Below are 24,005 nucleotides of genomic sequence, written 5' to 3'. Positions count from 1 at the left end.
GCCATGGCAAAGCGGCAAGGCGCAGGCCCCACGGGCGGGCTGATTTCCTATTTCACCCGCCACCGCACTTTGGCGAACCTGTTGTTCGTGCTGTTGATCGTGGCGGGGCTGGTGGCCAGCACGCGCATCCGCGCGCAATATTTCCCGGATGTGATTGTGGCCGAGGTGCAGGTTTCCGTGACGTGGAGCGGGGCCGGGGCCGAAGATGTGGACCGCGCCATCGTGCAGGTGCTGGAACCGGCCTTGCTGGCGGTGGATGGCGTGTCGAATGCGGTGTCGCGGGCGGCCGAAGGCTCGGGGCGCATCGTGCTGGAATTCGAGCCGGGCACCGATCTGACACAGGCCACCGAGGATGTGCAGTCGGCGGTGAACAGCGTGAACAACCTGCCCGCAGAGGCCGAAGAGCCAAGGATCAGCCGCAGCCAGTGGCGCGATCAGGTGACGGATGTGGTGATCACCGGCCCTGTGGGGGTGGATCAACTGGCGCGCTTTGCCGATGAATTCGTGGGGCGCCTGTTTCAGGTGGGGATCACCCGCACCAGCATTCGTGGCCTGGCAGACCCGGAAACGGTGGTCGAGGTGCCTTCGGTCGCGCTGATCCAGCATGACATCACCTTGCGCGAGATTGCCACGGCCATTGGCGCATCGGTGCAGACCAATCCGGCGGGCAATGTGGGGGACGGCTCGGCTCGGGTGCGCACCGGGACAGAACGGCGCAGTCCGACCGAGCTTGCCGGTGTCGTGCTGCGCAGCCAGCCCGATGGCACGACGTTGACGGTGGGCGATGTGGCCACGATCCGCGCGGTGGGGGCGGATGCCGGGCGGGCGAGCTTTGTGGGCGACAATCCGGCGATGACGGTTCGGGTGGACCGCAACGCCGAAGGCGATGCCATCCGGATGCAGGCCAGTGTGGAGGAGGTGGCGGCCGAGATGCAGCTGAGCCTGCCACCGGGGGTGACGGTGGATCTGGTGCGCGCCCGCGCCGAAGAGATCACCGACCGGCTGTATCTGTTGCTGGACAATGCGCTGAGCGGGCTGGCGCTGGTGGTGATCCTGCTGTTCCTGTTCCTGAACGCGCGCACGGCGCTGTGGGTGGCGGCGGGGATTCCGGTGGCGATGCTGGCGGCGGTGGCGGTGATGTATGCCGCCGGGCTGACGCTGAACATGATTTCGCTGTTCGCGCTGATCATCATGCTGGGGATCGTGGTGGATGATGCCATCGTGGTGGGCGAGCATGCCGATTTCCGGGGCCGCAGCTTGGGCGAAGAGGCGGTGGTGGCCGCCGAGCGCGGGGCCTTGCGCATGGCGCAGCCCGTGGTCGCCTCGACCCTGACCACGGTGATCGCCTTTTTCGGGCTGGTGGCGATTGGCGGGCGCTTTGGGGGCCTTATCCGCGACATTCCCTTTACCGTGATTGCGGTGCTGGTGGCGTCTTTGGTGGAGTGCTTCCTGATTTTGCCAAACCACATGGCGCATGCGATTGCCAAGGCAAAGCAGGAAAAATGGTATGACTGGCCATCGCGGCAGGTGAACCGGGGGATGGCGTGGCTTGGCGCGCGGGTGGTGAAGCCGACGATGCGCGTGGTGATTGTGGCGCGCTATCCGGTGCTGGCGGGGTCGGTGGCGCTGTTTGCCGCATCGGCTGCGCTGTTCATCCGGGGGGATCTGCCGTTTCGGTTTTTCAACGCGCCGGAACAGGCCTCGGTCACCGGCAATTTCTCGATGCTGCCGGGGGCCGAGCGCAGCGACACGCTGGCCTTGATGCGCGAGGTGCAGCGCGCCGCCGAAGTGGTGGGCGCGCGGTTCGAGGCGGAGCATGGCGTGAACCCGATCAGCTTTGCCATGGCCGAGATCGGCGGATCGGGCGGGCGCGGGCTGGCCAGTGCCGAAGGCAAAGACGCCGATTTGCTGGGCAGCATCTCGATCGAGCTGATCAATCCCGATGCGCGGCCTTATTCCAGCAATGTGTTTGTCAGCGCCTTGCAGGAAGAGGTGCGCGGGCATCCGTTGATGGAAGAGCTGTCGTTCCGGGGCGGGCGCTTTGGACCGGGCGGCGATGCGCTGGCGATTGATCTGTATGGCGCAGAGGCCAGCGGGCTGAAGGCGGCGGCCGAGGCCTTGAAGGCGCGGCTGGCGATCTATCCGGAAGTGTCGGCACTGGAGGATTCGCTCGCCTATGACAAAGAAGAACTGGTCCTGAACCTGACGCCCTTGGGCCAGTCCTTGGGCTTTGCGATTGATGAACTGGGCCGCAGTTTGCGTGACCGGCTGAACGGGATTGAGGCCGCGACCTATCCCGAAGGGCCAAGATCGGTGGCCATCCGGCTGGAACTCCCGCGCCATGAGCTGACGGCGGATTTTCTGGATGCCACGCTGATGCGCACCAGCACCGGGGCCTATGTGCCTTTGGCCGATATCGTGACGGTGGAGCAGCAGGCGGGGTTTTCCACCATCCGGCGCGAGAACGGCTTGCGGGTGGTTTCCGTCTCGGGCGATCTGGCCGAGGATGATCCGGCGCGGGCTGCCGAGATTCAGGCAACGATCCGCGAGACCATTCTGCCCGAGATCGAGGCGCAATTCGGTGTGGAAAGCCGTCAGGGCGGCTTGGTCGCGCAGCAGAACGAATTTCTGGGCGATGCGGGCACGGCGGCGATCTTGTGCCTGCTGGGCATCTATCTTTGCCTTGCGTGGATCTTTGCCAGCTGGAGTCGGCCTTTGGTGGTGATGTCGGTGATCCCCTTTGGCCTGATTGGCGCGATGTGGGGGCATTTCCACTGGGGGGTGCCACTGTCGATGTTCTCGATCGTCGGGCTGATCGGCATGTCGGGCATCATCATCAATGATTCCATCGTTCTGGTGTCGACCATTGATGAATATGCCGAAAAGCGCGGGTTGATCCCGGCGATCATCGACGGGGTGGCCGACCGGTTCCGCGCGGTGCTGCTGACCACGATGACCACCGTTTTCGGCCTGTCACCGCTCTTGTTCGAGCGCAGTTCACAGGCGGAGTTCCTGAAACCCACGGTGGTGACGCTGGTTTACGGGCTGGCCTTCGGGATGCTGCTGGTGCTAATTCTGGTGCCGGCGCTGATGGCGGTGCAACAGGATGTGGGCAAGCGGTTCCGGGCGCTGTCGCGCGGGCTGCGGCGGGGGCCGCGCCGCATCCTGATGGGCACAGGGGCGGTGGTGGCGCTGCTCTTTGCGCTGACGCTGGCGCCAGTGGTGCTGGGCGCTGGGCTGCCGGGGCTGCCGGTGCTGTCACAGGGCGTGGCGTTGGGGGTGTTTGTGCTGGGGGCGGGCGCGGTGACGCTGGTGGCCTATGGCCTTGCCCGGCTGCGGGTGGCGCGGCGATGAAACGGTCAGGGCGCGGGGCAGCCACGGATTTCGACCGCGCGACCGTCGCCGCCGATGACGGTGACCACCACCGCGCTGCGGTTGAGCGAGAAGGGGCCGCCCGAGGGGGGCACCATTTCGGCCATGGCGGTCAGGCTGCGGCCGTCGCGGCGCACCTGCGATTCCGAGACCCAGATTTCGGGCAGGCCGGATTCGAACACCACAACCTCGTCCCGGCCTTGCGATGGCAGATCCATCCGGGCCGTGATGCGCAGGCCATCGCGGATGGGCTCGACCGTGCAGGTGATCCGGGTCAGCCCCGCCTCGGCCCCTGTCGCGGGGCGCGCGCGCAGGGCCGCATGGATCGCGGTGTCGGCCTGTCCGGGCGCGGCCAGCGCGGTGCCCAGCATCAGGGTGGCGGGAATGCAGATGTCCTTGCACACCCCCAGATCGACCGAGGCCCGCAGGCGCACAGGTTTGCGCGGGTCCTTGGGCGTGATTTCGATCGGCAGCACCAGTTCGTCATGGTAGCCGACGGTTTTCAGGCCGTTGGTGTGGAACACCTCGGGAGAGGGCCAGTGAAAGCGGACGGAGCCCACGTTCTCGGACCCGGCCCAGTTGAAGTGCGGCGGAATCCCCGCGTCGCCCGGGGCGCGCCAATAGGTTTTCCAGTTCGGTGCCAAGCGCAGGTGCAGCGCGGCCATATGGGTGCCCGCCGCAGTTTGCCAGCCCGGACGGAATTCTCCCTCGACCACATCTGCCAGCCGCACGGATTGAGCGTGCAGCGGGCTGGCGAGAGCGGGGGCAAGAGCGAGGCAGAGGGCAAGGGCGCGTATCATGCGCCGGAAGATAAGCGGTGAGGCCTGAATGGGAAGTCACAAAGACGGGAAGCGATTGTAGCACTTGCCCCTTGAGGCATTGGCGCATCACGCTCATGTTGACACGGGGGACGGGACAAGCGGCACGACGGGAGACGAAACCATGGATCTTGACGGCAAATTGCTGATTGCGATGCCCGGGATGGGCGATGCGCGGTTTGACCGCAGTGTGATCCTGATCTGCGCGCATTCTTCTGATGGCGCGATGGGGCTGATCATCAACAAGCCGACGCCGGATCTGAGCTTTGCCGGTTTGCTGGACCATCTGGACATTCCGCGTGCGCCCGAGGGGCGCGATATCCGCGTGCATTTCGGCGGCCCGGTGGAACGCGGGCGCGGCTTTGTGCTGCATTCGTCCGATTATCCGCGCGGGCCTTCCACGATGACAATGCCGGGTGGTTACCACATGACGGCGACGCTGGATATTCTGGAGGCCTTGGCGCAGGGCAAGGGGCCGGATGCGGCGCTTTTGGCGCTGGGCTATTCCGGCTGGGGGCCGGGGCAGTTGGAGGCCGAGATCCGGCGCAATGACTGGCTGCTGGCCGAGGCGCCGCCCGATCTGGTGTTTTCGGGCGATGACGGAAGCAAGTGGATCAAGGCTTTGAAAACACTGGGCATAGACCCGCTGACGCTTTCGGCGGCAGCGGGTCGGGCCTGAGCTCATTCGCCGTAAGGCACCCAGACGGTTTTCACCTCGGTCGCGTGGCGCAGGAAGGCGCGGCCTTCGGCGGCGGGGGCCTGCCAGTCGCGTGCACGGCCATGGTTGACCCAAGTGCGTTTGAGGTTGCTGGCCGATTCTGCCTCGATGATCTGCGAGACATCCGCCGAGGAAAAGCTCCAGACCGCGTCCACATCCATATGACCGGCCAGCGGTTTGGCCAGTTCGTCATGCGCGCCGGTGACGATGTTCACCACGCCCGACGGCAGATCCGAGGTTTCCAGCACCTGATAGAAATCGGTGGCCGAGAGCGGGAAGGCCTGTGACGGCACCAGAACGCAGGTGTTGCCCATGGCGATGGCCGGGGCCATCACCGAGACAAGGCCCAGAAGCGGGGCTTCGTCGGGGCAAAGCGCCGCGATCACGCCGCAGGCTTCGTTCATTGCAAGCGCCACCCCCCGGATCGGCACCGATTTCACCGCGCCATCAAACTTGTCGGCCCAAGCGGCGTAAGTGAACAGGCGGGCGATGGCGGCCTCGACCTCGGACGCGCCGGAGGTGCCGGTCTGCGCCTTGATCCGGGCCGCGAATTCATCGGCGCGGGCCGAGAGATTCTCGGCGATGTAGAACAGGATTTGCGCGCGGTTGTGCGCCGAGGCGCGGCCCCAGCCTTTGGCGGCATGGGCCGCCTCGACCGCGTTGCGGATGTCTTTGCGGTTGCCAAGGCCGATATGGCCCAGAAGCGCGCCGCGCGGGCTGTAGACCGCTTTGGAATAGCCGCCATCGGGGCGGGCCTGCTTGCCACCGATGAACAGCTTTGCGGTACGGTCCAGCCCCTCGACGAGCGCCGATTTGGGCGCGGGGATGGCGGTGACGGGTTTCAGCGCCGCCGCCTTGCCCTTGGGGCGCAGATAGGCGTGCAGGCCTTCCCAGCCGCCTTCGCGGCCAAAGCCGCTTTCGCGCACGCCGCCAAAACCGGCGGCGGCGTCAAACATATTGGTGCCGTTGATCCAGACCACACCGGCGCGCAGCTTGGGCGCGATGTCGAGCGCGAGGTTCACATTCTCGGTCCAGACCGTTGCCGCAAGCCCGTAACGGGTGTTGTTGGCCAGGTCCACCGCCTCGGTCGGGGTGCGGAAGGTCATGCTGACCAGCACCGGGCCGAAGATCTCTTCCTGCATCAAGGGCGAGGCTGCCGACAGGCCGGTGATGAGCGTGGGCGGGTAGAAACAGCCTTGGGGCAGGGGGGTGTCGGCGGTGTATTTCTCGCCTTCGGAGGCGTCGACCATGCGGGTGATGGTGGCGAGCTGCACCGGATCGACCACGGCGCCGACATCGATGCATTTGTCGAGCGGGTCGCCGATGCGCAGGCCATCCATCCGGCGTTTGAGCTTGGCATGGAAGCGGTCGGCCACGCCTTCCTGCACCAGAAGGCGGGAGCCTGCGCAGCAGACCTGACCGCCGTTGAACCAGATCGCATCGACAAGACCTTCGACAGCGGAGTCGAGATCGGCGTCGTCAAAGACAATATAGGGCGATTTGCCGCCCAGTTCCAAAGTGAGCGCCTTGCCCGAGCCCGCGGTGGCGCGGCGGATGGTCTTGCCCACGGCGGTGGAGCCGGTGAAGGCGATCTTGGCGACGCCGGGGTGATCCACCAGCGCGGCCCCGGTGTCGCCGTCCCCGGTGACGATGTTCAAGACACCTTTGGGCAGACCTGCCTCAAGGCTGATCTCGGCAAAGAGAAGGGCGGTCAGGGGCGTGTATTCGGCGGGTTTGAGCACCACCGTATTGCCCGCCGCCAAGGCCGGGGCCACTTTCCACGCCAGCATCAGAAGCGGGAAGTTCCACGGGATGATGGCGCCGCAGACCCCAAGCGGCTCCAGATCGGGGAGTTCGGTGGGGGCGAGTTGCGCAAGGCCCGCGTGGTAAGAGAAGTGCCGGGCGACCAGCGGCAGGTCGATGTCGCGGGATTCGCGGATCGGCTTGCCATTGTCCATGGTTTCCAGCACCGCAAGCAGGCGGGCGTGTTTCTGCACCAGCCGCGCAAGCGCATAGAGGTATTGCGCGCGCTTGTGCGGCGCAAGGCGCGCCCATTTCGGCTGCGCGCGGGTGGCGGCGGCGACAGCGGCGTCCACGCTGGCCGGGGAGCCTTGGCTGACCTGTGCCAGAACCGCGCCGCTGGCCGGGTTGCGGCTTTCAAACAGCGCCTCGGGCGCGGTGAAGGCGCCGTCGATGAAATGGCCAAAGCCTTGCGCATGGCGGGCCAGCCATGCCTGCGCCTCGGACGGGGATTCGGGGGCGGGTCCGTAGGACATGGTGTCGAAGATTTCTTTGATTGTCATGGCCTTATCCCATCGCATGGCGGTTGGCGGCGGAGTAGTGGCCGGTGAGGTGATGGTCGAGCTGGCGTTCGATATCGCCCAAAAGCGACGAGGCGCCGAAGCGGAACAGATCGGGTTGCAGCCATGGGTGGCCCAGTTCATCCTTCATCAGCGCCAGATACAGCAGCGCATCCTTGGCCTTGGCGATGCCGCCCGCCGGTTTGTAGCCGACCTTTATGCCGGTGCGGTCCTGATAATCGCGGATGGCGCGGATCATCGTGAGCGTGACGGGCAGGGTGGCGTTGACGCCTTCTTTCCCGGTCGAGGTTTTGATGAAATCGGCGCCTGCCATCATGCAAATCAGCGACGCCTTGGCGACGTTGCGCAAGGTGCCAAGCTCGCCCGTGGCAAGGATCGCCTTCACATGCGCCGCGCCGCATGCCTCGCGCATTTCGCGCATTTCGTCATAGAGCGCGGGCCAGTTTTGCGTCAGCACATGGCGGCGCGAGATCACGATGTCGATTTCGCGCGCGCCGGCGGCCACGCTTTCGCGGATTTCCTGCACGCGCAGGTGCCATGGCGACAGGCCCGCCGGAAACCCGGTGGAGACGGCGGCCACTGGAATGGCGGTGCCTTCCAGCGCGCGGACGGCGGTTTCGACCATATCGTGATACACGCAGACCGCGCCCACCGTCAGGCCTTCCATGCCTAGGGCGGCAAGCGTTTCGGCGCGCACCGGGGCGCGGGCCTTGGCGCACAGACGCTGGACGCGGCCGGGGGTATCGTCGCCTGCCAGCGTGGTGAGGTCGATCAGGCTGATCGCCTTCAGAAGCCAAGCGGCCTGAAAGTCCTTCTTGACCGACCGCCGCCCGCCAAGGCTCGCGGCGCGGCGTTCGATGGCCGAGGTATTGGCCTGCACCGAGGCCACCCAGTCCAGATCCAGCGGCATGCCGGGGTTGCGGTCATGCGCCGAAGGGGAGGGGGCGAGGGAGACCAGCCCGGTTGTCCGGGCTGGCACGTCGGGGGAAAGCGCGGTCACGGCAGGCCCTTTGCTGCAAGAGGTTGCGCGCAATGTGCCATGCGCACCGCCACCCGGCAAGTCTGACGTCCCGCAGATTTGACCTTTTGGTCAGGAATCAGCCGGGGTCACGGTCGTTGAGCAGAACCGGGCTGACCGCCGTCACCTCGGGGTCATAGGTCGCCCATTCCTTGCCGACCCCGGTCGGGGGCAGGTCTTCCTTGTTGATCGCGCGGTGCAGCTGGGCCTTGGCGATGAAATTGGCGGTGATCGGGGCTGTCAGAAACAGGAACAGCGTGATCATCAGCTCATGCCAGCTGAGCGTGCCCTCGAAATACCAGAAGTAGGACATTGATGCGATCAGCGCCGAGCCCACGCCCACGGTGGTGGCCTTGGTGGGGGCGTGCAGGCGCTGCATCATGGTGGGCAGCTTCAGCAGGCCAAAGCTGCCGACGATGGCGAAAAGTCCGCCGATGACCAGCAATGCCGCGAGAAGGTATTCTACGATCTGATCCATGCCACTCACTCGATGATGTCGCCGCGCAGGACGAATTTGCAATAGGCCACGGTCGAGACGAAGCCGGTCATCGCAAAGAGCAGCGCGGCTTCGAAGTTGACGCCCGAACGGGTGCGGATGCCATAAAGGATGAGCAGCGCCAGCACGTTGATCACCATGGTGTCCAAGGCCAAGATGCGATCGGTCACGCCGGGTGCGCGGAAGATGCGATACAGGTTCATCGCCAGACCCAGACCAAAGCAGAGAAAGGCGAAATCTAGGGCGTAGTTCAGGATCATTCGAATATCCTTTTCAGGCGGGCCTCGTAGCGGGTCTTGATGTCTTGGACGATGCTGTCGGGATCGGGCGCATGGAGCGCGTGGATCAAGAGCACCCGGCCACAGGACGACATGTCCGAGGTAACGGTGCCCGGCGTCATGGTGATGGTGCCGGCCAGAATGGTGATCGCCTCGGGCGTCTTCAGGTCGATCGGCACGGCGAGCCAGCCCGAGCGGATGTTTTCATTGCGCATGAACAGCACGATGCGGGCCACTTCGACATTGGCGCGCACGATATCCCACATCACCAGAAGCACATAGGCGGCGAAAGCGGGCACCCGTTTCAAAGGCGGACGGTTGGGCCAATAGGGGGCGGTCAGCTTGGGGATGATGATGGCCAGAATCAAGGCCATGACCAGACTGCCGATCTTGATCTGGTTGACCAAAAGCATCCAGGTGGCGAACAGCAGAAGGGACAAGAGCGGGTGCGGAAAGAGGCGGCGCATGTCAGTTCCCCTCGGGCAGTTGGTTGGCCGCGATATAGGCGGCGGGGTCGAACAGGCTTTCGGCGGTCACTTCGATCCAGCCGATGATGGGGCCCGCCAGCAGGGTCATTACGACCAAGCCCGCGATCAGGCTGCCAAGGCCGACAAAGGCCAGCGCTTGCGCCGGATGCGACGGGGCCTCGCCCTCGGGGGCCGAGGCATGGGCTTTCCAGAACAAGGTGGACCCGGCGCGGGCAAAGCCAAGAATGATCATCAGCGAGGTGACAAGGATCACCGACCAGACAAGGGCCGCCTGATCCCGCAGCGCATCCAGCACCAGAAGCTTGCCGATAAAGCCCGACAGCGGCGGCATCCCGGCGGTGGCGATGGCCGAAACCATGAAGAGCCCCGAGATCAGCCCGGCCTGTGCAATGGGCGGCAAGGCTTGGTGCAGCCCATCATGCGCCCGGCGGTTGCTGACCAGATCCGAGATCAGGAACAGGGCCGCCCCGGCAAGGGTGGAGTGCAGCATGTAATAGATCGCTGCTGCGGTCGATTCAGGCGTGAAGCCGGACACCGCGATAAAGGCGGTGCCCATCGAGGCGACCGCGGCAAAGGCTGCGAGCCGCGACAGGCTGGTGGCGCCCAGAATCCCCAGCGCGCCAAGGATCAGGGTGATCAAGGCGGCGGGCAGGATCAGGTCGACGATGAGGGTGCCGGTGATCGGATGCGTCGGCGGCAGGACGATCACGCCAAAGCGGATGATCGAATAGGCGCCGATCTTGGTCATCACCGCGAAAAGCGCGGCGACCGGGCCGGGCGCGTTGGAATAGGTGCCCGGCAGCCAGAATTGCAGCGGCACCAGCGCGCCCTTGATGGCGAAAACCATCATCATCATCACGGCGGCCACCCGGAAGAGGGCCGCATCGCCTTCGGTCAGTTCGGCCGATTTGACCGCCAGATCGGCGATGTTAAGGGTGCCGGTGATCGAATAGATCGCCCCCAGCGCAAAGAGGAACAGCGAGGAGCCGACAAGGTTGAAGGCGATGTATTGCACGCCCGCCCGCAACCGGTCGCGGCCCCCCGAATGGATCATCAGACCGTAAGAGGCGATCAGCAGAACCTCGAAGAACACGAACAGGTTGAAGGCATCGCCGGTGAGGAAAGCGCCGCAAATGCCCATCAGCTGAAACTGGAAGAGCGCGTGGAAATGCCGCCCGCGGGCATCCCAGCCCGAGCCGATGGTGTAGAGCAGCACCGAGACCGACAAGGCGGCGGTCAGGGTGACCATCAGCGCCGACAGCCGATCCAGCACCAGCACGATGCCAAAGGGCGCGGGCCAATCGCCCAGCTTGTAGACCTCGGGGCCTTCGTTGCTGGCGGCGATCAGCAGCGCCACGCTGACGGCAAGCAGGCCAAGGGCAGAGACCAGCGCGAAGATCCGCTGCAACAGCAGATCGTTGCGCATCAGAAGGACCATTGCTGCGCCCATGATGGCGGGCAAAAGAACCGGAGCCGAAATCCAGTGATACATCATTTCTGGCCCCCGTCGGTCGGGGTGTCTTCGTCGTTCATATCCACCTTGTCATGGCCAGCTTCAAGAAAGGCGCCCAGCGCCATCATCACGATGACCGCCGTCATCCCGAAAGAGATCACGATCGCGGTCAGCACCAGCGCCTGTGGCAGCGGGTCGGAATAGCCCGGCGCGCCTTCGCCATAGATCGCGGGCATATTGGTGGCCAGACGGCCTGAGGTGAACAGGAATACGTTCACCGCATAGGTCAGCAGGGTCAGCCCGACGATCACCGGGAAGGTGCGCTGGCGCAGCATCAGATAGACCCCGGCGGCAGTCATCATGCCGATTGCAGAGGAAACAAGGGCTTCCATCAGCGGACCTCCCCGGAATTGAGGGTGCGGCCTTCGGACGGGTCGATGTCGAAGGGTTGCACGTTGACGGTTTCCCCGGCGCGCAGGCCGATGCGAGACAGCGAGGCAAGCGCCAGCATCACGGCCCCCAGCACGGTGAGGAACACCCCGATGTCGAACAACAGCGCCGTGGCAAGCTCGAATTCCTCAAGCGGCCAGATGGTGAAGTAGCCAAAGGCCGAGGTGAGGAAGGGCAGGCCGTTGAACCAGGCCCCGATGCCGGTGGCGGCAGCCACCAGAATGCCGCAGGCGATCAGCGCATGGTAATCGATCTTTTGCCGCGCCGCCGTCCAGGCAAAGCCCGAGGCCATGTATTGCATGACCAAGGCGATGGCGACGATCAGACCGGCGATAAAGCCGCCGCCCGGTTCGTTGTGGCCGCGCAGGAAGATGAAGAAGCCCACCATCAGCGCGATGGGCAGAATCACCCGCGTGGCCACCACCAGCATCATCGGGTGGCGGTCGCCCGCACGCCGCTGATCCGGGGTCCAGGCCAGCAGACGGTCATTCGCGGGGCCCGCGCGCAGCAAGGCCTCGGTCAAGGCGAAGATGACCAGAGCGGCGATGCCCAGCACGATGATCTCGCCAAAGGTGTCATAGCCGCGGAAGTCCACCAGAATGACGTTGACGATATTGGTGCCACCGCCTTCGGGTTTGGAATTGGTGATGTGGTATTCCGAAATCGGGCTGAAGGCCTGATCGCGGGTCATCAAGGCGAAGGCGAGCACCGCAATCGCGACGCCGGCAGTCACGGCCACGGCCCCATCCCATGTGCGCCGCGTGGGCGTGCTTTCGGAGGGGGTCGTCTTGGGCAGGAAGTTGAGCGCCAGAAGCATCAGGATGATGGTGGCGACCTCGACCGAGATCTGCGTCAGCGCAAGGTCGGGGGCCGAGAAATAAGCGAAGCCGACCGAGACCATCAGGCCGATGATCCCCACCAGCACCAGCGTCAGCAGGCGCTGACGGTGGTAAATCACGATGGCCGCCGTGGCGAGGCAGAGCGCGAACCAGCCGAGCGCCGGAACCGGCTGGATCGGCATCAGGTCGCGGGTGCCCGCACTGTGGGTGGCGGTGGCAAAGGCGTAATAGGACACGCCCACGATCCCCAGCACGCCGATGGCGATATAGCGGGTCAGCGCGCCGTCATGCAGGCGATTCGCGATCCGCCCGGCAAGCGCGGCAAACGGCTCGACCACGCCATCAAAGATACGCTTCGCCTCGGGGCGGGGGGTGGCGTTCCACAGCGCCATCAGGCGCGGGTGCAGGCCCATCAGCATCAGACCCCCGCCAATGGCCGCAAGCGACATCCACAGCGCGGGCGCATAAAGCCCGTGCCAATGGGTGATCTTCACCGCAATCACCTCACCCGTGACCGCGCTTGCCGCGGCGTTCACCAGCCAAGCGGCGGTGAGCATCGGGAAAAGGCCGATCAGGATGACCAGACCCGCCAGCAGGGCAGGGGCCGCCCAAAGGCCAAAGCCCGGATCATGCGGTTTACTGGGGTAATCGCTGCGCACCGGGCCAAGGAAGGCATGGGCGATGAAGCGGAAGCTGTAGGCGACCGAGAACAGCGCGCCGATGGTGGCCAGCACGCCGATCAGCCAAGGATTGGCCATCCATGTGGTGTGCGCCGCCTCTTCCAGCATCAGTTCCTTGGACAGGAAGCCGTTGAGCGGCGGGATGCCCGCCATCGACAGCGACGCGATGGTGACGATGGTGAAGGTGATCGGCATCAGCGTGCGCAGACCGCCCAGACGTTTCAGGTCCCGCGTGTGCGCCTCGTGGTCGACGATGCCCGCCGACATGAAGAGCGCGGCCTTGAACGTGGCGTGGTTGATGATGTGGAACACGGCCACCGTGGCGGCCTCGGCGGTGCCAAAGCCCAGAAGCATGGTGATCAGGCCAAGGTGCGAGACGGTGGAGAAGGCCAGAAGCGCCTTCAGGTCATCCTTGAACAGCGCGATCTTGGCGGCCATCACCATGGTGATCAGCCCGATGGTGGCGACGATGTAGAACCATTCCGGCGTGCCCGCCAGAACTGGCCACATGCGCGCCATCAGGAACAGACCCGCCTTCACCATCGTGGCCGAATGCAGATAGGCCGAAACCGGGGTGGGCGCGGCCATCGCGTGCGGCAACCAGAAATGGAAGGGGAACTGCGCCGATTTGGTAAAGCAGCCCAAGAGGATCAGGATCAGCGCGGGCAGATACCAGTCCGAGGCTTGGATCATTTCCTTGTTTTCAAGAATGACCGACAGATCATAGCTGCCCACGATATTGCCAAGGATCAGCATGCCCGCGATCATCGCAAGACCGCCGCCGCCCGTCACGGTCAGCGCCATCCGCGCGCCTTGGCGGCCTTCGGGCAGGTGCTTCCAATAGCCGATGAGCAGGAAGGACGACAGCGAGGTGAGTTCCCAGAACACCAGCAAAAGCAGGATGTTGTCGGACAGAACGATCCCCACCATCGCGCCTTGGAACAGCATGAGATAGGTGTAGAACTGCCCCATCGGATCAGATTTCGCGAGGTAGAAACGCGCGTAAAGAATGATCAGCAAGCCGATGCCAAGGATCAGGCCCGCAAACAGCAGGCCCAGCCCGTCGAGAAAGAAATTGGCGTTCAAGCCCAACGAGGGAATCCATTCGATGCGGGTCTGCACCACCTCGCCGCGCAGAACGGCGGGGGCATTCAGACCGAGCATCAAAAGGGCAAGGGCAGTGACCGATCCGGTCACAAGGGCGCAGGCATTCTTGCCTGAGCGGATCATAAGGCCGGGAAGAAGCGCTCCGATAAATGGCAGCGCAGCAATCAGGGCGAGTGACATGAAACGGGCGTTCCCTCGTCGTGGCGTGGCGTTTTTGCGTCTTAGGCGTCGCGGCGGGTTTTTGCCGATCAAAGACCTGGCAACAGAATTTTCAAGACCTTTAGGGCCCTGTGCCGGGGGTGGAAAGCATTTTCGGCACCCAAGGGCGCAACAGACCGCAAAACCGCGACTAGGTGTCGCGGCCAGACGCGTTTTGGTCGATCAGATAGCGTTGCGAGAGGGGAATCGCGGCGGCGCCCAGCACGCGCGCATTGGCGCCGACCGTGCCTTCCCGGATGGCCGGAGGGTCGATTCCGGCCAGATCCAGCCGATGCAGCGCCTCATGCGTGCGCTGCGTCAGCGCCGCACGAATGCTGGTGGGCATCCAGCCATCAATCAGCACGGCCTCAAGCTCGATCAGCGCGGCGGCAGACAGGATCGCGTGGGCAAGCCCGCGTGCGGCGGTGTCCAGCCAATCGTCAAGCAAGGCCGGAGCAACGTGCCATTCGCTGTGCTGCGCCCAGAGGTGATCGGCGCTTTGGCCCGCGCGCTCCATCGCATCGGCCAGCACCGACATCGACGCGGTGTCGAACAGCCGCTGGATCTTGCCATCGGGGCCGGGCACCGGCATCGGGCCCACGCCCGCCGCATTGCCGCTGCGCCCGGTGAAGAGCTGGCCGTTCAGCACCAGCCCGCCGCCGATAAAGGTGCCGAAGTAGAAATACAGAAAATCCTTGGGCCGCTCGCCAGTGCCAAACACCAGTTCCGCACCGCAGGCGGCGGTGGCATCGTTTTGCACAAAGACCGGAAGGCCTGACAAGGCGGCGAGTTCGGCCTGAATGTCGCGGTGGCGCCAAGCGTCCATTTCGGCCTGCGGCGCGCCGATGGATTGCACCCAGTTCCACAGCTGAAACGGCATGGCGACCCCCAGACCGCCAATGCGGCCCTGCGCGGGCGGGGGCAGGGCAGCGATCAGGCGGGGCAGGGTGGCGGCCACGAAATCCACCACCGCGCCGGGGGTGGGATAGCGGTAGACCTGACGTTCCAACCGCACCACTTGGCCCAGAAAATCCACCAGCGTCAGATCAGCCGACCGCCGCCCGATCTTGAGCCCGAAGAAATAGGCGCCATCCGCCGCCAGCGACATTGGAATCGACGGCTGGCCGATGCGCCCGCGCTGCGGCGCGCCGCGCGACAACAGACCATCGTTTTCCAGCGCGCGCATGATGACCGATACGGTTTGCGCCGACAGTCCGGTGATGCGGGCGATATCGGATTTCGCCAAGGCACCGTGCTGGCGCAAGAGGGTGAGCACAAGGCGTTCGTTCTGGGCGCGCATGCCGGATTGATTGGTGCCGCGCAGCACCGGATCATCGGTGTTGATACGGTCAACAAGGGGTGCGGCTTCGCCCGGCACGGTCATCCATCTTCCCTGATTACGCCCTTGCGCAGGATCACATTGGCATAAAGCGCGGTTTCGCTGCTGGCAACGATCGTGTGCGCGGCGCGGATGCGCGGATACAGCGCTTCTCCGGCCAGCGCCTGCACGGCATAGCCCGGCTTCAGCCGCCCGCACAGCGCCTCGATCGCGTGGTGAAACGGCCCGGCCTGATCGGGGTCGTTGAACAGGCTGGCGCGGCAAATCGCAAAGGGCGCGTCATCATCCAGCGGCAGCACCGTCAGAATGGCGTCCAGCAAGGGCAAAAGCCCGTGGCCATCGGCACGCACCAGACGGCGCGCATGGTCTTGGGCGGGATAGTTGCCATCGACAATGGCGATTTCATCGCCATGCCCCATGGCGCGGAGCGTGGCCAGCAGATCTGGCCCGAGAATGGATGGTATGCCGATCAACATCTGTCGTCACCTCTGCGCCTTGTGCCCAGAGGCTTCCTCCCCTTGCGCCAGATTGGCGGGCTTTTGCGGCAGCTGTCAATACTAAATCACTCTGATTTATTTATGTTGACGCAAGGCCGCGAATCGGGTTTTGTAAGGGCACCGCAGCAGGAGGAACGGCTGCGACACAAACGTGCAGCAGGGGGCGATCCCCTGACATCCTTGGGAGGAACAGCATGAAACTTTCGATGACGGCTCTGATGGGCTCGGCCGCGCTTGCGCTGATGGCAACCACCGCCAGCGCCCAGACCAGCGCCTGCCTGATCACCAAGACCGACACCAACCCCTTCTTCGTGAAGATGAAAGAAGGCGCCGAGGCCAAGGCGGCCGAGTTGGGCGTGACGCTGAAATCCTATGCTGGCAAGATCGACGGCGACCATGAAAGCCAAGTGGCGGCGGTCGAAGCCTGTGTGGCCGATGGCGCCAAGGGCATCCTGATCACCGCATCCGACACCAAGGCCATCGTGGACTCGGTCAAGGCGGCCCGCGATGCCGGCGTTCTGGTCATCGCGCTCGACACTCCGCTGGACCCGATTGATGCCGCCGATGCCACCTTTGCAACCGACAACTTCCAGGCCGGTCTGCTGATCGGTCAGTGGGCCGCCGCCACCTTGGGCGCCGAGGCTGCCAATGCCAAGATCGCCATGCTCGACCTGTCGATCGCCCAGCCGTCGGTCGACGTGCTGCGCGATCAGGGCTTCCTGCAAGGCTTCGGCATCGATCTGGCCGACCCGAACAAATGGGGCGATGAAACCGATCCGCGCATCGTGGGCAATGAAGTCACCGCAGGCAATGAAGAAGGCGGCCTGAAGGCGATGGAGGCCCTGCTGGCCAAGGACCCGGATATCAACGTGGTCTATACCATCAACGAACCTTCGGCAGCGGGTGCGTTCGAGGCGCTGAAGGCCGCTGGCAAGGAAGGCGTGCTGATCGTCTCGGTCGATGGCGGCTGCCCGGGTGTGGCCGATGTCAAGGGCGGTGTGATCGGGGCCACCTCGCAGCAATATCCGCTGCAAATGGCGGCGCTGGGTGTGGAAGCCATCGCGAAATTCGCCGCCGACGGCACCAAACCTGCGCCAACCGAAGGCAAGGCCTTCTTTGACACGGGTGTCGCCCTGATCACCGATAAGCCGGTGGACGGCGTCGAGTCGATCGACACCGCCAAAGGCACCGAGCTTTGCTGGGGCTGAGGCCAAGGCGCGCCTGATCTTGGGCGCGTGACCATACAGACTTCGCCAAGGGCGGCCATTGCGCCGCCCTTGTCACAGCCAGCGCACAGACATGACCGCAGTGCCGGGGGAGGGGAACGACATGACAGAGGCAAAGACGGCTTCCAGTTTTGAAGAAGGGCTGAAAGGCGCTTCCGAGAAAGTGGCCGAATTCCACGAAGAGAAAAGCACTTTGAAGAAGGTGCAGCACTGGCTGCACCAGACGCCTTCGGCCGTGCCGATGATCGTGCTGATGGTGGCACTGCTTGTTTTCGGGCTTCTGGCCGAGAATTTCTTCAAGGCCGGCACGCTTTCGGTGATCCTGCAGCAAATTGCCATCGTGGGGATCCTGGGCTGCGCGCAGACCATCGTGATCCTGACCGCCGGCATTGACCTGTCGGTGGGGGCGATCGCGGTGTTCTCCTCCGTGCTGATGGGGCAGGCGACCTTTCGCTATGGGGTGCCGGCCGAGCTCTCCATCGTGATCGGGCTGATCCTTGGCACCGCGATGGGCGCGCTGAACGGATTGCTGATCGCCAAGATGAAACTGCCGCCCTTTATCGCCACGCTGGGCACTTGGCAGATCCTGCTTTCCGCGAACTTCATCTTTTCGGCCAATGAAACCATCCGGTCGTCGGATATTGCCGAAGTGGCCCCGGCCTTGCAGTTCTGGGGCGGGTCGATCCAGCCCGGCGGGGTGAAGATCCTGTATGCCGTGTTCCTGATGATCGCGCTGGTGGCGATCATGGCCTATGTGCTGCGCAGCACCGCTTGGGGGCGCCATGTCTATGCCACGGGGGATGATCCGCAGGCGGCTGAACTGGCAGGGGTGCCGACGGGCCGCGTGCTGATCCAGGTCTATGCTTTGGCGGGGCTCTTTTGCGCCATCGCGGGCTGGGTGATGATCGGGCGCTTTGGCTCGGTCTCTCCCACCGCCTCGACGGGGCAGTTGGGCAATATCCAGTCCATCACCGCCGTGGTGATCGGAGGCATCTCGCTCTTTGGGGGGCGTGGCAGCATCATGGGGATGTTCTTCGGTGCCCTGATCGTCGGCGTGTTTGAAATGGGCCTGCGCCTTGTCGGCACCGACCCGCAATGGACGTTCTTCCTCATCGGCGTGCTGATCATTTTTGCAGTGGCCGTGGACCAGTGGATCAGAAAGGTGGCAAGCTGATGGAACCGCTTCTGAAAGGCAAAAACCTCGTCAAACGCTATGGCAAGGTCACCGCACTCGATCATTGCGATTTCGACCTTTACCCCGGTGAAATCCTCGCCGTGATCGGGGACAATGGCGCGGGAAAATCCACGCTGATCAAGGCGATCTCGGGCGCGGTGGTGCCCGATGAAGGCGAGATCACGCTGGAAGGCCGCCCCGTGCGCTTTGCCAACCCGATCGAGGCGCGCGCCGCCGGGATCGAGACGGTGTATCAGACGCTGGCAATGTCGCCCGCCCTGTCCATCGCCGACAATATGTTCATGGGGCGCGAACTCCGCGCGCCGGGGATCATGGGGTCGGTGTTTCGCAAGCTTGACCGCCCCCGGATGGAGAAATTCGCCCGCGAAAAGCTGAACGAGCTGGGGCTGATGACCATTCAGAACATCAATCAGGCGGTGGAAACCCTGTCAGGCGGCCAGCGTCAGGGGGTGGCGGTGGCGCGTGCCGCGGCCTTCGGGTCCAAGGTGGTGATCTTGGATGAGCCGACGGCGGCGCTGGGCGTCAAGGAAAGCCGCCGGGTGCTGGAACTGATCCGCGATGTGCGGGCGCGCGGGATTCCGATCATCCTGATCAGCCACAACATGCCGCATGTGTTCGAAGTGGCCGACCGCATCCACATCCACCGCTTGGGCAAGCGTCTGTGTGTGATCAAACCGGGCGAGCACAGCATGTCGGATGCGGTGGCCTATATGACCGGGGCCAAGGTGCCCGAAGGGGTGGCCGAACAGGCCTGACCGCCGCGCCCCAACGTCTCAAAGCGCCCGGCCCGCACAGGCCGGGCGCTTTCGCATGCACCCTTGCGGCTCATCTGTTTCGAAATATCCTCGGGGGTGAATTGGCGCTTGCGCCAAGAGGGGGCAGACAGCCCCCTTTCTTGCACCGCCTGCCTCAGGCGCCCGGTGGCATCGCCTTGCGCGCCCGCGCCCGCGCCAGACCCAGCTTGCGCTCGCGCCAGATGATCAGAACGCCCGCGCTGATCACCAGCGACGCCCCGATCAGCATCGTCGCGGTCGGCACTTCGGAAAAGAAGAACCAGCCGATCAGCAGCGCAAACAGCATCGAGGCATAATCAAAGGGCGCGATCACCGAAGCATCGGCGCTGCGGTAGGACGAGGTGAGAAAGATCTGCCCCACCCCGCCCAGAAGCCCGGCCGTGACCAGCAAACCGGCCTCGGTCGCGCTGGGCCAGACCCAGCCCCACGGCAGGGTCAGCAAGGACAATAGCGCTGCGGTGACAGAGAACCAGAACACGATCGAGGCGGTTTGCTCGGTATTCACCAGCTTGCGCACGAAGACCTGCGCCAGTGCGGTAAAGACCGCGCCGCTCAGCACCAGCATGGCGCCAAAGGCCTCGGCATGGCTGGCGCCGGTGTTGAGCACGCTCAGCCGGGGGGAGACCACGATCAGCACGCCGATCATGCCAAGGATCACGCAGCTGATCCGAAAGGCCCGCACCTGCTCGCCCAGAAACATGGCGGCAAAGATCACCGTGAGCAACGGGGCGGTATAGCCGATCGCCGTGACCTCGGGCAGCGGCAGATAGGCAAGGGCTGCAAAGCCAAGGCCCATCGCCACGGTGCCCATCAGCCCGCGCCAGAAATGGCCAAAAGGGTTTTGGGTGCGCAAGCCTGTCGACAGCTCGCCGCGCCACACCAGCCAGATCAGGATCACCGGAATCGCGAAGAACGAGCGGAAGAACACCGCCTCTCCGGGGGGGATATGCTCTGCGGTGGCCTTGATCATCGCGGCCATCGTGATGAAGACAAGGACCGAGATCAGCTTGAGGGCAATGCCGCGCAACGGGTTCATGCGCTTATGGTGGCCGAGCCATCGGCGGGCCGCAAGGGGCGCGATTGTCCCCCGCACAATCGCCCGCTTGCGGGGCGCGCATGCATTCGCGGCTTTCCTGTCGCGCCCGGCTCTGATTTGCTGGCGGGCAAAGGAGTCGCCCATGCCGCATATCGCCCCCCAAGCCCCGCTGTCTGACCGTATCGCCCAAGGCCGGGGGGAGGTGCCCGCCGATCTGGTGCTGAAGGGGGGGCGGGTGTTCGACCTGATCACGGGCGATCTGGTGGAAACCGATGTGGCGATCTGTGGCGACACCATCGTGGGGGTGTTCGGCACCTATGCCGGGAAGCGCGAGATCGATGTCTCGGGGCAGATTCTGGTGCCGGGGTTCATCGACACCCATCTGCACATCGAAAGCTCGCTGGTGACGCCGTTTGAGTTTGACCGCTGCGTCACGCCGCGCGGGGTGACGACGGCGATCTGCGATCCGCATGAAATCGCCAATGTTTGCGGGATCAAAGGGGTGGAGTATTTTCTGGCGGCGTCCTTGCACTGCCTAATGGATATCCGGGTGCAGCTGTCGTCTTGCGTGCCTTCGACCCATATGGAAACCGCCGGGGCCCGGTTGGAGGCGGCGGATCTTTTGCCCTTGCGCGACCATCCGCGCGGGATCGGGCTGGCCGAGGTCATGAACTTTCCGGGCGTGCTGATGCAGGATGCGGGCATGATGGCCAAGCTGGAAGGCTGGCAAGGCCGCCATATCGATGGCCATGCGCCGCTTTTGCGCGGGAACGAGCTGAACGGCTATATCAGCGCGGGCATCCGCACCGAACATGAGGCGACCACCGCCGAGGAAGGCTTGGAAAAGCTGCGCAAGGGCATGCGGGTGCTGATCCGCGAAGGGTCGGTCAGCAAGGATCTGGACGCGCTGACGCCTTTGCTGACCGAGCGACACGCGCCCTATCTGTGCCTGTGCACCGATGACCGTAATCCTTTGGACATCGCCGAGCATGGGCATCTGGATTACATGATCCGCAGACTGATGGCGCGGGGCTGTTCACCGCTTGCGGTCTATCGCGCGGCCAGCCTGTCGGCGGCCGAGGCCTTTGGGCTGAAGGACCGCGGGCTGATCGCGCCGGGCAAGCGGGCGGATATCGCGGTGATCGGGTCACTGGAGGCGTGCGACGCGCGGCTGGTGCTGGCGGGCGGTGTGCTGGCCGATGCGGCGGCCTTTGCCGCGCGCGGCACGGTTGACCCGGTGGCGCGGCAGTCGGTCAAGGCGCGCGCGGTGCGGCCGCTGGACTTCCGCACCGGGGGCAATCGGGCCGAGACGCCGGTGATCGGCATTCTGCCCGGCAAGATCATCACCGAGCATCTGACCTTTGACATCGCGCCCGAGGATGGCGACAAGCGCCCCGACCTCGCGCGGGATCTGGTGAAGATCGCGGTGATCGAGCGGCACGGGGTGAATGGCAATCTGGCCACCGGCTTTGTGAAAGGCTTTGGGCTGCAGCGCGGGGCCATCGCCTCGACCGTGTGCCATGACCATCACAACATCGCGGTGGTCGGGGCGGATTATGCCGATATGGCACGGGCGGCGAACCGGCTGGGCGAGATCGAGGGCGGGTTCGTGGTGGTGGCGGGGGGCGAGGTGCTGGCCGAGCTGGCGCTGCCGGTGGCGGGGCTGATGAGCCTTGAGCCGTTCGAGGCGGTGCGCGATGCGCTGATCGCCTTGCGCGCGGCGGCACGCGGCCTGGGGGTGGAGCTGGAAGAGCCGTTCCTGCAACTGGCGTTCCTGTGTCTGCCGGTGATCCCGCATCTGAAGATCACCGATCTGGGGATGGTGGATGTGGACCGATTCGAGGTGATGGCGTGACGGGTGATGGCGTGACGGGGCGGGGCGGCCTCGGGGGGCATCGAGCCCCCGCTCGGCCGCGCTGCCGCGGCACGGCACCGGGCGGTGCGCGTGGCGCTTGCCGGGGCCTCCGGCGGGAGTATTTGGCAAAGATGCAAGCCACGGGGTGGCCCGGTGCTTGAGAAGCTGGAGATGTTCATCGCACTTGCGCGGGCGCGGCATTTCGGGCGGGCGGCAGAGGCCTGCGGGGTGACGCAGCCTTCACTTTCGGCGGCGATCCGGCAGCTGGAAGAGCATCTGGGAGTGCAGCTGGTGTTTCGCGGCGCGCGCTTTCAAGGGCTGACACCGGAAGGGCAGCGCGTGCTCGAGCGGGCGCAGGGGATTGTGGCCGAAGCGCGCGCCTTGCGCGACGAGATGCGCGCGGTGAAGAAAGGGCTGGCAGGAAACCTGCGGATCGGGGTTATCCCGACGGCCTTGCCGATGGTTGCAGAGCTGACCGCGCCCTTCACACAGCGGCATCCCAAGGTGTCGGTCACGATCCTGTCGCGCACCAGCGCCGAGATTCTGGACGGAATCGAGCGGCTGGAGCTGGATGCGGGGATCACCTATCTGGACAACGAGCCTTTGGGCCGGGTGCTGCGCCAGCCGCTTTATGCCGAATTCTACCGTCTGGTCTGCGCGCCGGGCGCGGCCCTGGCCGCGCGGGCGCGGGTGGACTGGGCCGAACTGGCCGGGGTGCCGCTGTGCCTGCTGACATCGGACATGCAGAACCGGCGCATCATCAACCAGCATCTGGCCGAGGCCGGGCTGCGGGCCGAGCCTTCGGTGGAGGCCAATTCCACCATCGCCTTGATGGCACATGTGATGACGGGGCAATGGGCCTCGATCCTGCCCAAGGCGCTGGCGGATCTGTTCGCGCAATCGGGGGCGGTGCGCGCGGTGCCGATCGTCTCGCCGGAGGCAGAGCATCTGGTGGGCTTGATCGCGGCGCGGCGGGACCCGCCGACGCCGTTGATCGAAGCACTGATGGAAGAGGCGCGGCGGATCGCGGGGTGAACAAATGGCTGTGGAAAGGGAGGATGGCATGTTTGCCATGGTGACAGCGGGGCCATCGGCCATCGGGCGCAGTCTGGTGCTGGCTTTGGCCAAGGCCGGGTATGATGTGGCGTTTACCCACCGGGGGGCGGGGCCTGCGGCGGCGGCGTTGGAGGCGGCAGTGGCGGCCGTGGGGCGGCGTGGCCGGGCTTGGGAGAGTGATGCCGGAGACGCGGCGGCGGTGGCGCGGTTTCATGCCGAGGCGGCGGATTGGGCCGGGACGGCGCCGGATGTGCTGGTCAACAACGCGGGCGTGCAGACTTGGGCCGGGCTTTTGGACTTGCGGGCCGATCAGTGGGATGCGGTGATGCACACCAATCTGCGCGGCACCTTTCTGAACACGCAGGCCGCAGGCCGGGCGATGGTGGCGGCGGGCAAGGGCGGCGCGATCGTCAACCTTGGGTCGGGCTGCAACAAGCTCGCCTTTCCGCGGCTGGTGGATTACACGGCCAGCAAGGGTGGCATCGAGCAATTCACCAAATCGGCGGCGGTGGAATTGGGGCCGCATGGCATCCGGGTCAATTGCATCGCGCCCGGCGCGATTGCGACCGAGCGGACGGCGGCGGAAGCGGGCGACTATGCGGCCACATGGTCACGGGTGACCCCGCTGCGCCGGGTGGGCACGCCCGAGGATATTGCCGGGCCGCTGCTGTTCCTGTGCTCGCCCGCTGCGGGTTTCATCACCGGGCAGACGATCTGGGTGGATGGGGGCGTGTTTTCGCAAGCGACCTGGCCTTATGAGGATTGAGGCTT

Annotated in this window: 20 protein-coding genes; 8 read left to right on the top strand and 12 right to left on the bottom strand. The window is 64.9% G+C overall.

Annotated elements, in window-relative coordinates; translation table 11 throughout:
* Positions 1 to 3 precede the first annotated feature (3 nt).
* Complete coding sequence (locus CUR21_RS15470; protein WP_100197974.1) at positions 4 to 3,354, top strand: efflux RND transporter permease subunit; 3,351 nt, start codon at positions 4 to 6, stop codon at positions 3,352 to 3,354.
* A gap of 5 nt (positions 3,355 to 3,359) precedes the next feature.
* On the opposite strand, the gene CUR21_RS15465 is transcribed toward CUR21_RS15470, so the two are convergent.
* Positions 3,360 to 4,172, bottom strand: coding sequence for a protein-disulfide reductase DsbD domain-containing protein (locus tag CUR21_RS15465; RefSeq protein ID WP_100197973.1), 813 nt, complete (start codon positions 4,170 to 4,172; stop codon positions 3,360 to 3,362).
* A 142-nt stretch (positions 4,173 to 4,314) separates the two neighbouring features.
* Here CUR21_RS15465 and CUR21_RS15460 point away from each other — a divergent pair, with 142 nt between their 5' ends.
* Positions 4,315 to 4,869 (top strand): YqgE/AlgH family protein, encoded by a 555-nt coding sequence (locus CUR21_RS15460; protein ID WP_100197972.1) that lies wholly within the window; start codon positions 4,315 to 4,317, stop codon positions 4,867 to 4,869.
* Positions 4,870 to 4,871: 2 nt separating this feature from the next.
* Here CUR21_RS15460 and CUR21_RS15455 read toward each other — a convergent pair whose 3' ends face one another.
* The 10 genes from CUR21_RS15455 to CUR21_RS15410 form a co-directional block, all read right to left on the bottom strand.
* A complete protein-coding gene (locus tag CUR21_RS15455) occupies positions 4,872 to 7,211 on the bottom strand; it encodes an aldehyde dehydrogenase family protein (RefSeq protein WP_100197971.1) in 2,340 nt (779 codons plus the stop codon).
* A 4-nt stretch (positions 7,212 to 7,215) separates the two neighbouring features.
* Positions 7,216 to 8,187, bottom strand: coding sequence for a deoxyribose-phosphate aldolase (gene deoC, locus CUR21_RS15450; RefSeq protein WP_232622830.1), 972 nt, complete (start codon positions 8,185 to 8,187; stop codon positions 7,216 to 7,218).
* 139 nt (positions 8,188 to 8,326) lie between these two features.
* The gene (locus tag CUR21_RS15445) at positions 8,327 to 8,725 is read right to left on the bottom strand and encodes a Na+/H+ antiporter subunit G (RefSeq protein WP_100197969.1); all 399 of its coding nucleotides are present in this window, start codon (positions 8,723 to 8,725) and stop codon (positions 8,327 to 8,329) included.
* Between the two features lie 5 nt (positions 8,726 to 8,730).
* On the bottom strand, positions 8,731 to 9,000 hold the full coding sequence (locus CUR21_RS15440; protein ID WP_100197991.1) for a K+/H+ antiporter subunit F: 270 nt from the start codon (positions 8,998 to 9,000) through the stop codon (positions 8,731 to 8,733).
* On the bottom strand, positions 9,000 to 9,488 hold the full coding sequence (locus tag CUR21_RS15435) for a Na+/H+ antiporter subunit E (protein WP_100197968.1): 489 nt from the start codon (positions 9,486 to 9,488) through the stop codon (positions 9,000 to 9,002). Before CUR21_RS15435 ends, CUR21_RS15440 begins: the two co-directional genes overlap by 1 nt.
* Before the next feature lies 1 nt (position 9,489).
* Positions 9,490 to 11,001, bottom strand: a complete 1,512-nt coding sequence (locus tag CUR21_RS15430) for a monovalent cation/H+ antiporter subunit D (protein WP_100197967.1) — start codon at positions 10,999 to 11,001, stop codon at positions 9,490 to 9,492.
* On the bottom strand, positions 11,001 to 11,354 hold the full coding sequence (locus tag CUR21_RS15425) for a Na+/H+ antiporter subunit C (RefSeq protein ID WP_100197966.1): 354 nt from the start codon (positions 11,352 to 11,354) through the stop codon (positions 11,001 to 11,003). The genes CUR21_RS15430 and CUR21_RS15425 overlap by 1 nt, the downstream gene beginning before the upstream one ends.
* A complete protein-coding gene (locus tag CUR21_RS15420) occupies positions 11,354 to 14,218 on the bottom strand; it encodes a monovalent cation/H+ antiporter subunit A (protein WP_100197965.1) in 2,865 nt (954 codons plus the stop codon). Before CUR21_RS15420 ends, CUR21_RS15425 begins: the two co-directional genes overlap by 1 nt.
* A 169-nt stretch (positions 14,219 to 14,387) precedes the next feature.
* Complete coding sequence (locus CUR21_RS15415; RefSeq protein WP_100197964.1) at positions 14,388 to 15,620, bottom strand: ROK family transcriptional regulator; 1,233 nt, start codon at positions 15,618 to 15,620, stop codon at positions 14,388 to 14,390.
* On the bottom strand, positions 15,617 to 16,051 hold the full coding sequence (locus CUR21_RS15410; protein ID WP_100197963.1) for an RbsD/FucU family protein: 435 nt from the start codon (positions 16,049 to 16,051) through the stop codon (positions 15,617 to 15,619). The genes CUR21_RS15415 and CUR21_RS15410 overlap by 4 nt, the downstream gene beginning before the upstream one ends.
* Before the next feature lie 215 nt (positions 16,052 to 16,266).
* On the opposite strand from CUR21_RS15410, the gene CUR21_RS15405 reads away from it, so the two are divergent.
* The 3 genes from CUR21_RS15405 (at position 16,267) to CUR21_RS15395 (ending at position 19,248) form a co-directional block, all read left to right on the top strand.
* Positions 16,267 to 17,280, top strand: coding sequence for a sugar ABC transporter substrate-binding protein (locus tag CUR21_RS15405; protein ID WP_198431730.1), 1,014 nt, complete (start codon positions 16,267 to 16,269; stop codon positions 17,278 to 17,280).
* Between the two features lie 121 nt (positions 17,281 to 17,401).
* A complete protein-coding gene (locus CUR21_RS15400; protein ID WP_100197962.1) occupies positions 17,402 to 18,472 on the top strand; it encodes an ABC transporter permease in 1,071 nt (356 codons plus the stop codon).
* Positions 18,472 to 19,248: an ATP-binding cassette domain-containing protein gene (locus tag CUR21_RS15395; RefSeq protein ID WP_100197961.1), complete on the top strand. Its 777-nt coding sequence runs from the start codon at positions 18,472 to 18,474 to the stop codon at positions 19,246 to 19,248. Before CUR21_RS15400 ends, CUR21_RS15395 begins: the two co-directional genes overlap by 1 nt.
* A 154-nt stretch (positions 19,249 to 19,402) precedes the next feature.
* Here the strand turns inward: CUR21_RS15395 and CUR21_RS15390 are convergent, their stop codons facing one another.
* A complete protein-coding gene (locus CUR21_RS15390) occupies positions 19,403 to 20,323 on the bottom strand; it encodes a DMT family transporter (protein ID WP_100197960.1) in 921 nt (306 codons plus the stop codon).
* Between the two features lie 142 nt (positions 20,324 to 20,465).
* Between CUR21_RS15390 and ade the strand changes: the two genes are divergently transcribed.
* From ade to CUR21_RS15375, 3 genes are all read left to right on the top strand, one after another.
* A complete protein-coding gene (gene ade / locus CUR21_RS15385) occupies positions 20,466 to 22,178 on the top strand; it encodes an adenine deaminase (protein WP_100197989.1) in 1,713 nt (570 codons plus the stop codon).
* Between the two features lie 153 nt (positions 22,179 to 22,331).
* Positions 22,332 to 23,213 carry a LysR family transcriptional regulator gene (locus CUR21_RS15380; protein WP_100197959.1) on the top strand — a complete coding sequence of 294 codons (882 nt, stop codon included), beginning with the start codon at positions 22,332 to 22,334 and terminating at the stop codon, positions 23,211 to 23,213.
* A gap of 4 nt (positions 23,214 to 23,217) precedes the next feature.
* Positions 23,218 to 24,000, top strand: coding sequence for an SDR family NAD(P)-dependent oxidoreductase (locus CUR21_RS15375; protein ID WP_100197958.1), 783 nt, complete (start codon positions 23,218 to 23,220; stop codon positions 23,998 to 24,000).
* Positions 24,001 to 24,005 lie beyond the last annotated feature (5 nt).

The organism is Pseudorhodobacter sp. MZDSW-24AT (genome assembly GCF_002794355.1).
GTDB lineage: Bacteria > Pseudomonadota > Alphaproteobacteria > Rhodobacterales > Rhodobacteraceae > Pseudotabrizicola.
This window is presented reverse-complemented; position numbering and strand designations above follow the sequence as displayed.

What these genes read in the sequence shown, in the direction of transcription:
- CUR21_RS15395 (WP_100197961.1), top strand. Translation starts at nt 18,472, where the DNA reads ATGGAACCGCTTCTGAAAGGCAAAAACCTCGTCAAACGCTATGGCAAG.
- CUR21_RS15415 (WP_100197964.1), bottom strand. Translation starts at nt 15,620, where the DNA reads ATGACCGTGCCGGGCGAAGCCGCACCCCTTGTTGACCGTATCAACACC.
- CUR21_RS15465 (WP_100197973.1), bottom strand. Translation starts at nt 4,172, where the DNA reads ATGATACGCGCCCTTGCCCTCTGCCTCGCTCTTGCCCCCGCTCTCGCC.
- CUR21_RS15435 (WP_100197968.1), bottom strand. Translation starts at nt 9,488, where the DNA reads ATGCGCCGCCTCTTTCCGCACCCGCTCTTGTCCCTTCTGCTGTTCGCC.
- CUR21_RS15390 (WP_100197960.1), bottom strand. Translation starts at nt 20,323, where the DNA reads ATGAACCCGTTGCGCGGCATTGCCCTCAAGCTGATCTCGGTCCTTGTC.
- CUR21_RS15425 (WP_100197966.1), bottom strand. Translation starts at nt 11,354, where the DNA reads ATGGAAGCCCTTGTTTCCTCTGCAATCGGCATGATGACTGCCGCCGGG.
- CUR21_RS15420 (WP_100197965.1), bottom strand. Translation starts at nt 14,218, where the DNA reads ATGTCACTCGCCCTGATTGCTGCGCTGCCATTTATCGGAGCGCTTCTT.
- ade (WP_100197989.1), top strand. Translation starts at nt 20,466, where the DNA reads ATGCCGCATATCGCCCCCCAAGCCCCGCTGTCTGACCGTATCGCCCAA.
- CUR21_RS15375 (WP_100197958.1), top strand. Translation starts at nt 23,218, where the DNA reads ATGGCTGTGGAAAGGGAGGATGGCATGTTTGCCATGGTGACAGCGGGG.
- CUR21_RS15455 (WP_100197971.1), bottom strand. Translation starts at nt 7,211, where the DNA reads ATGACAATCAAAGAAATCTTCGACACCATGTCCTACGGACCCGCCCCC.
- CUR21_RS15400 (WP_100197962.1), top strand. Translation starts at nt 17,402, where the DNA reads ATGACAGAGGCAAAGACGGCTTCCAGTTTTGAAGAAGGGCTGAAAGGC.
- CUR21_RS15470 (WP_100197974.1), top strand. Translation starts at nt 4, where the DNA reads ATGGCAAAGCGGCAAGGCGCAGGCCCCACGGGCGGGCTGATTTCCTAT.
- CUR21_RS15445 (WP_100197969.1), bottom strand. Translation starts at nt 8,725, where the DNA reads ATGGATCAGATCGTAGAATACCTTCTCGCGGCATTGCTGGTCATCGGC.
- CUR21_RS15460 (WP_100197972.1), top strand. Translation starts at nt 4,315, where the DNA reads ATGGATCTTGACGGCAAATTGCTGATTGCGATGCCCGGGATGGGCGAT.
- CUR21_RS15405 (WP_198431730.1), top strand. Translation starts at nt 16,267, where the DNA reads ATGAAACTTTCGATGACGGCTCTGATGGGCTCGGCCGCGCTTGCGCTG.
- CUR21_RS15410 (WP_100197963.1), bottom strand. Translation starts at nt 16,051, where the DNA reads ATGTTGATCGGCATACCATCCATTCTCGGGCCAGATCTGCTGGCCACG.
- CUR21_RS15430 (WP_100197967.1), bottom strand. Translation starts at nt 11,001, where the DNA reads ATGTATCACTGGATTTCGGCTCCGGTTCTTTTGCCCGCCATCATGGGC.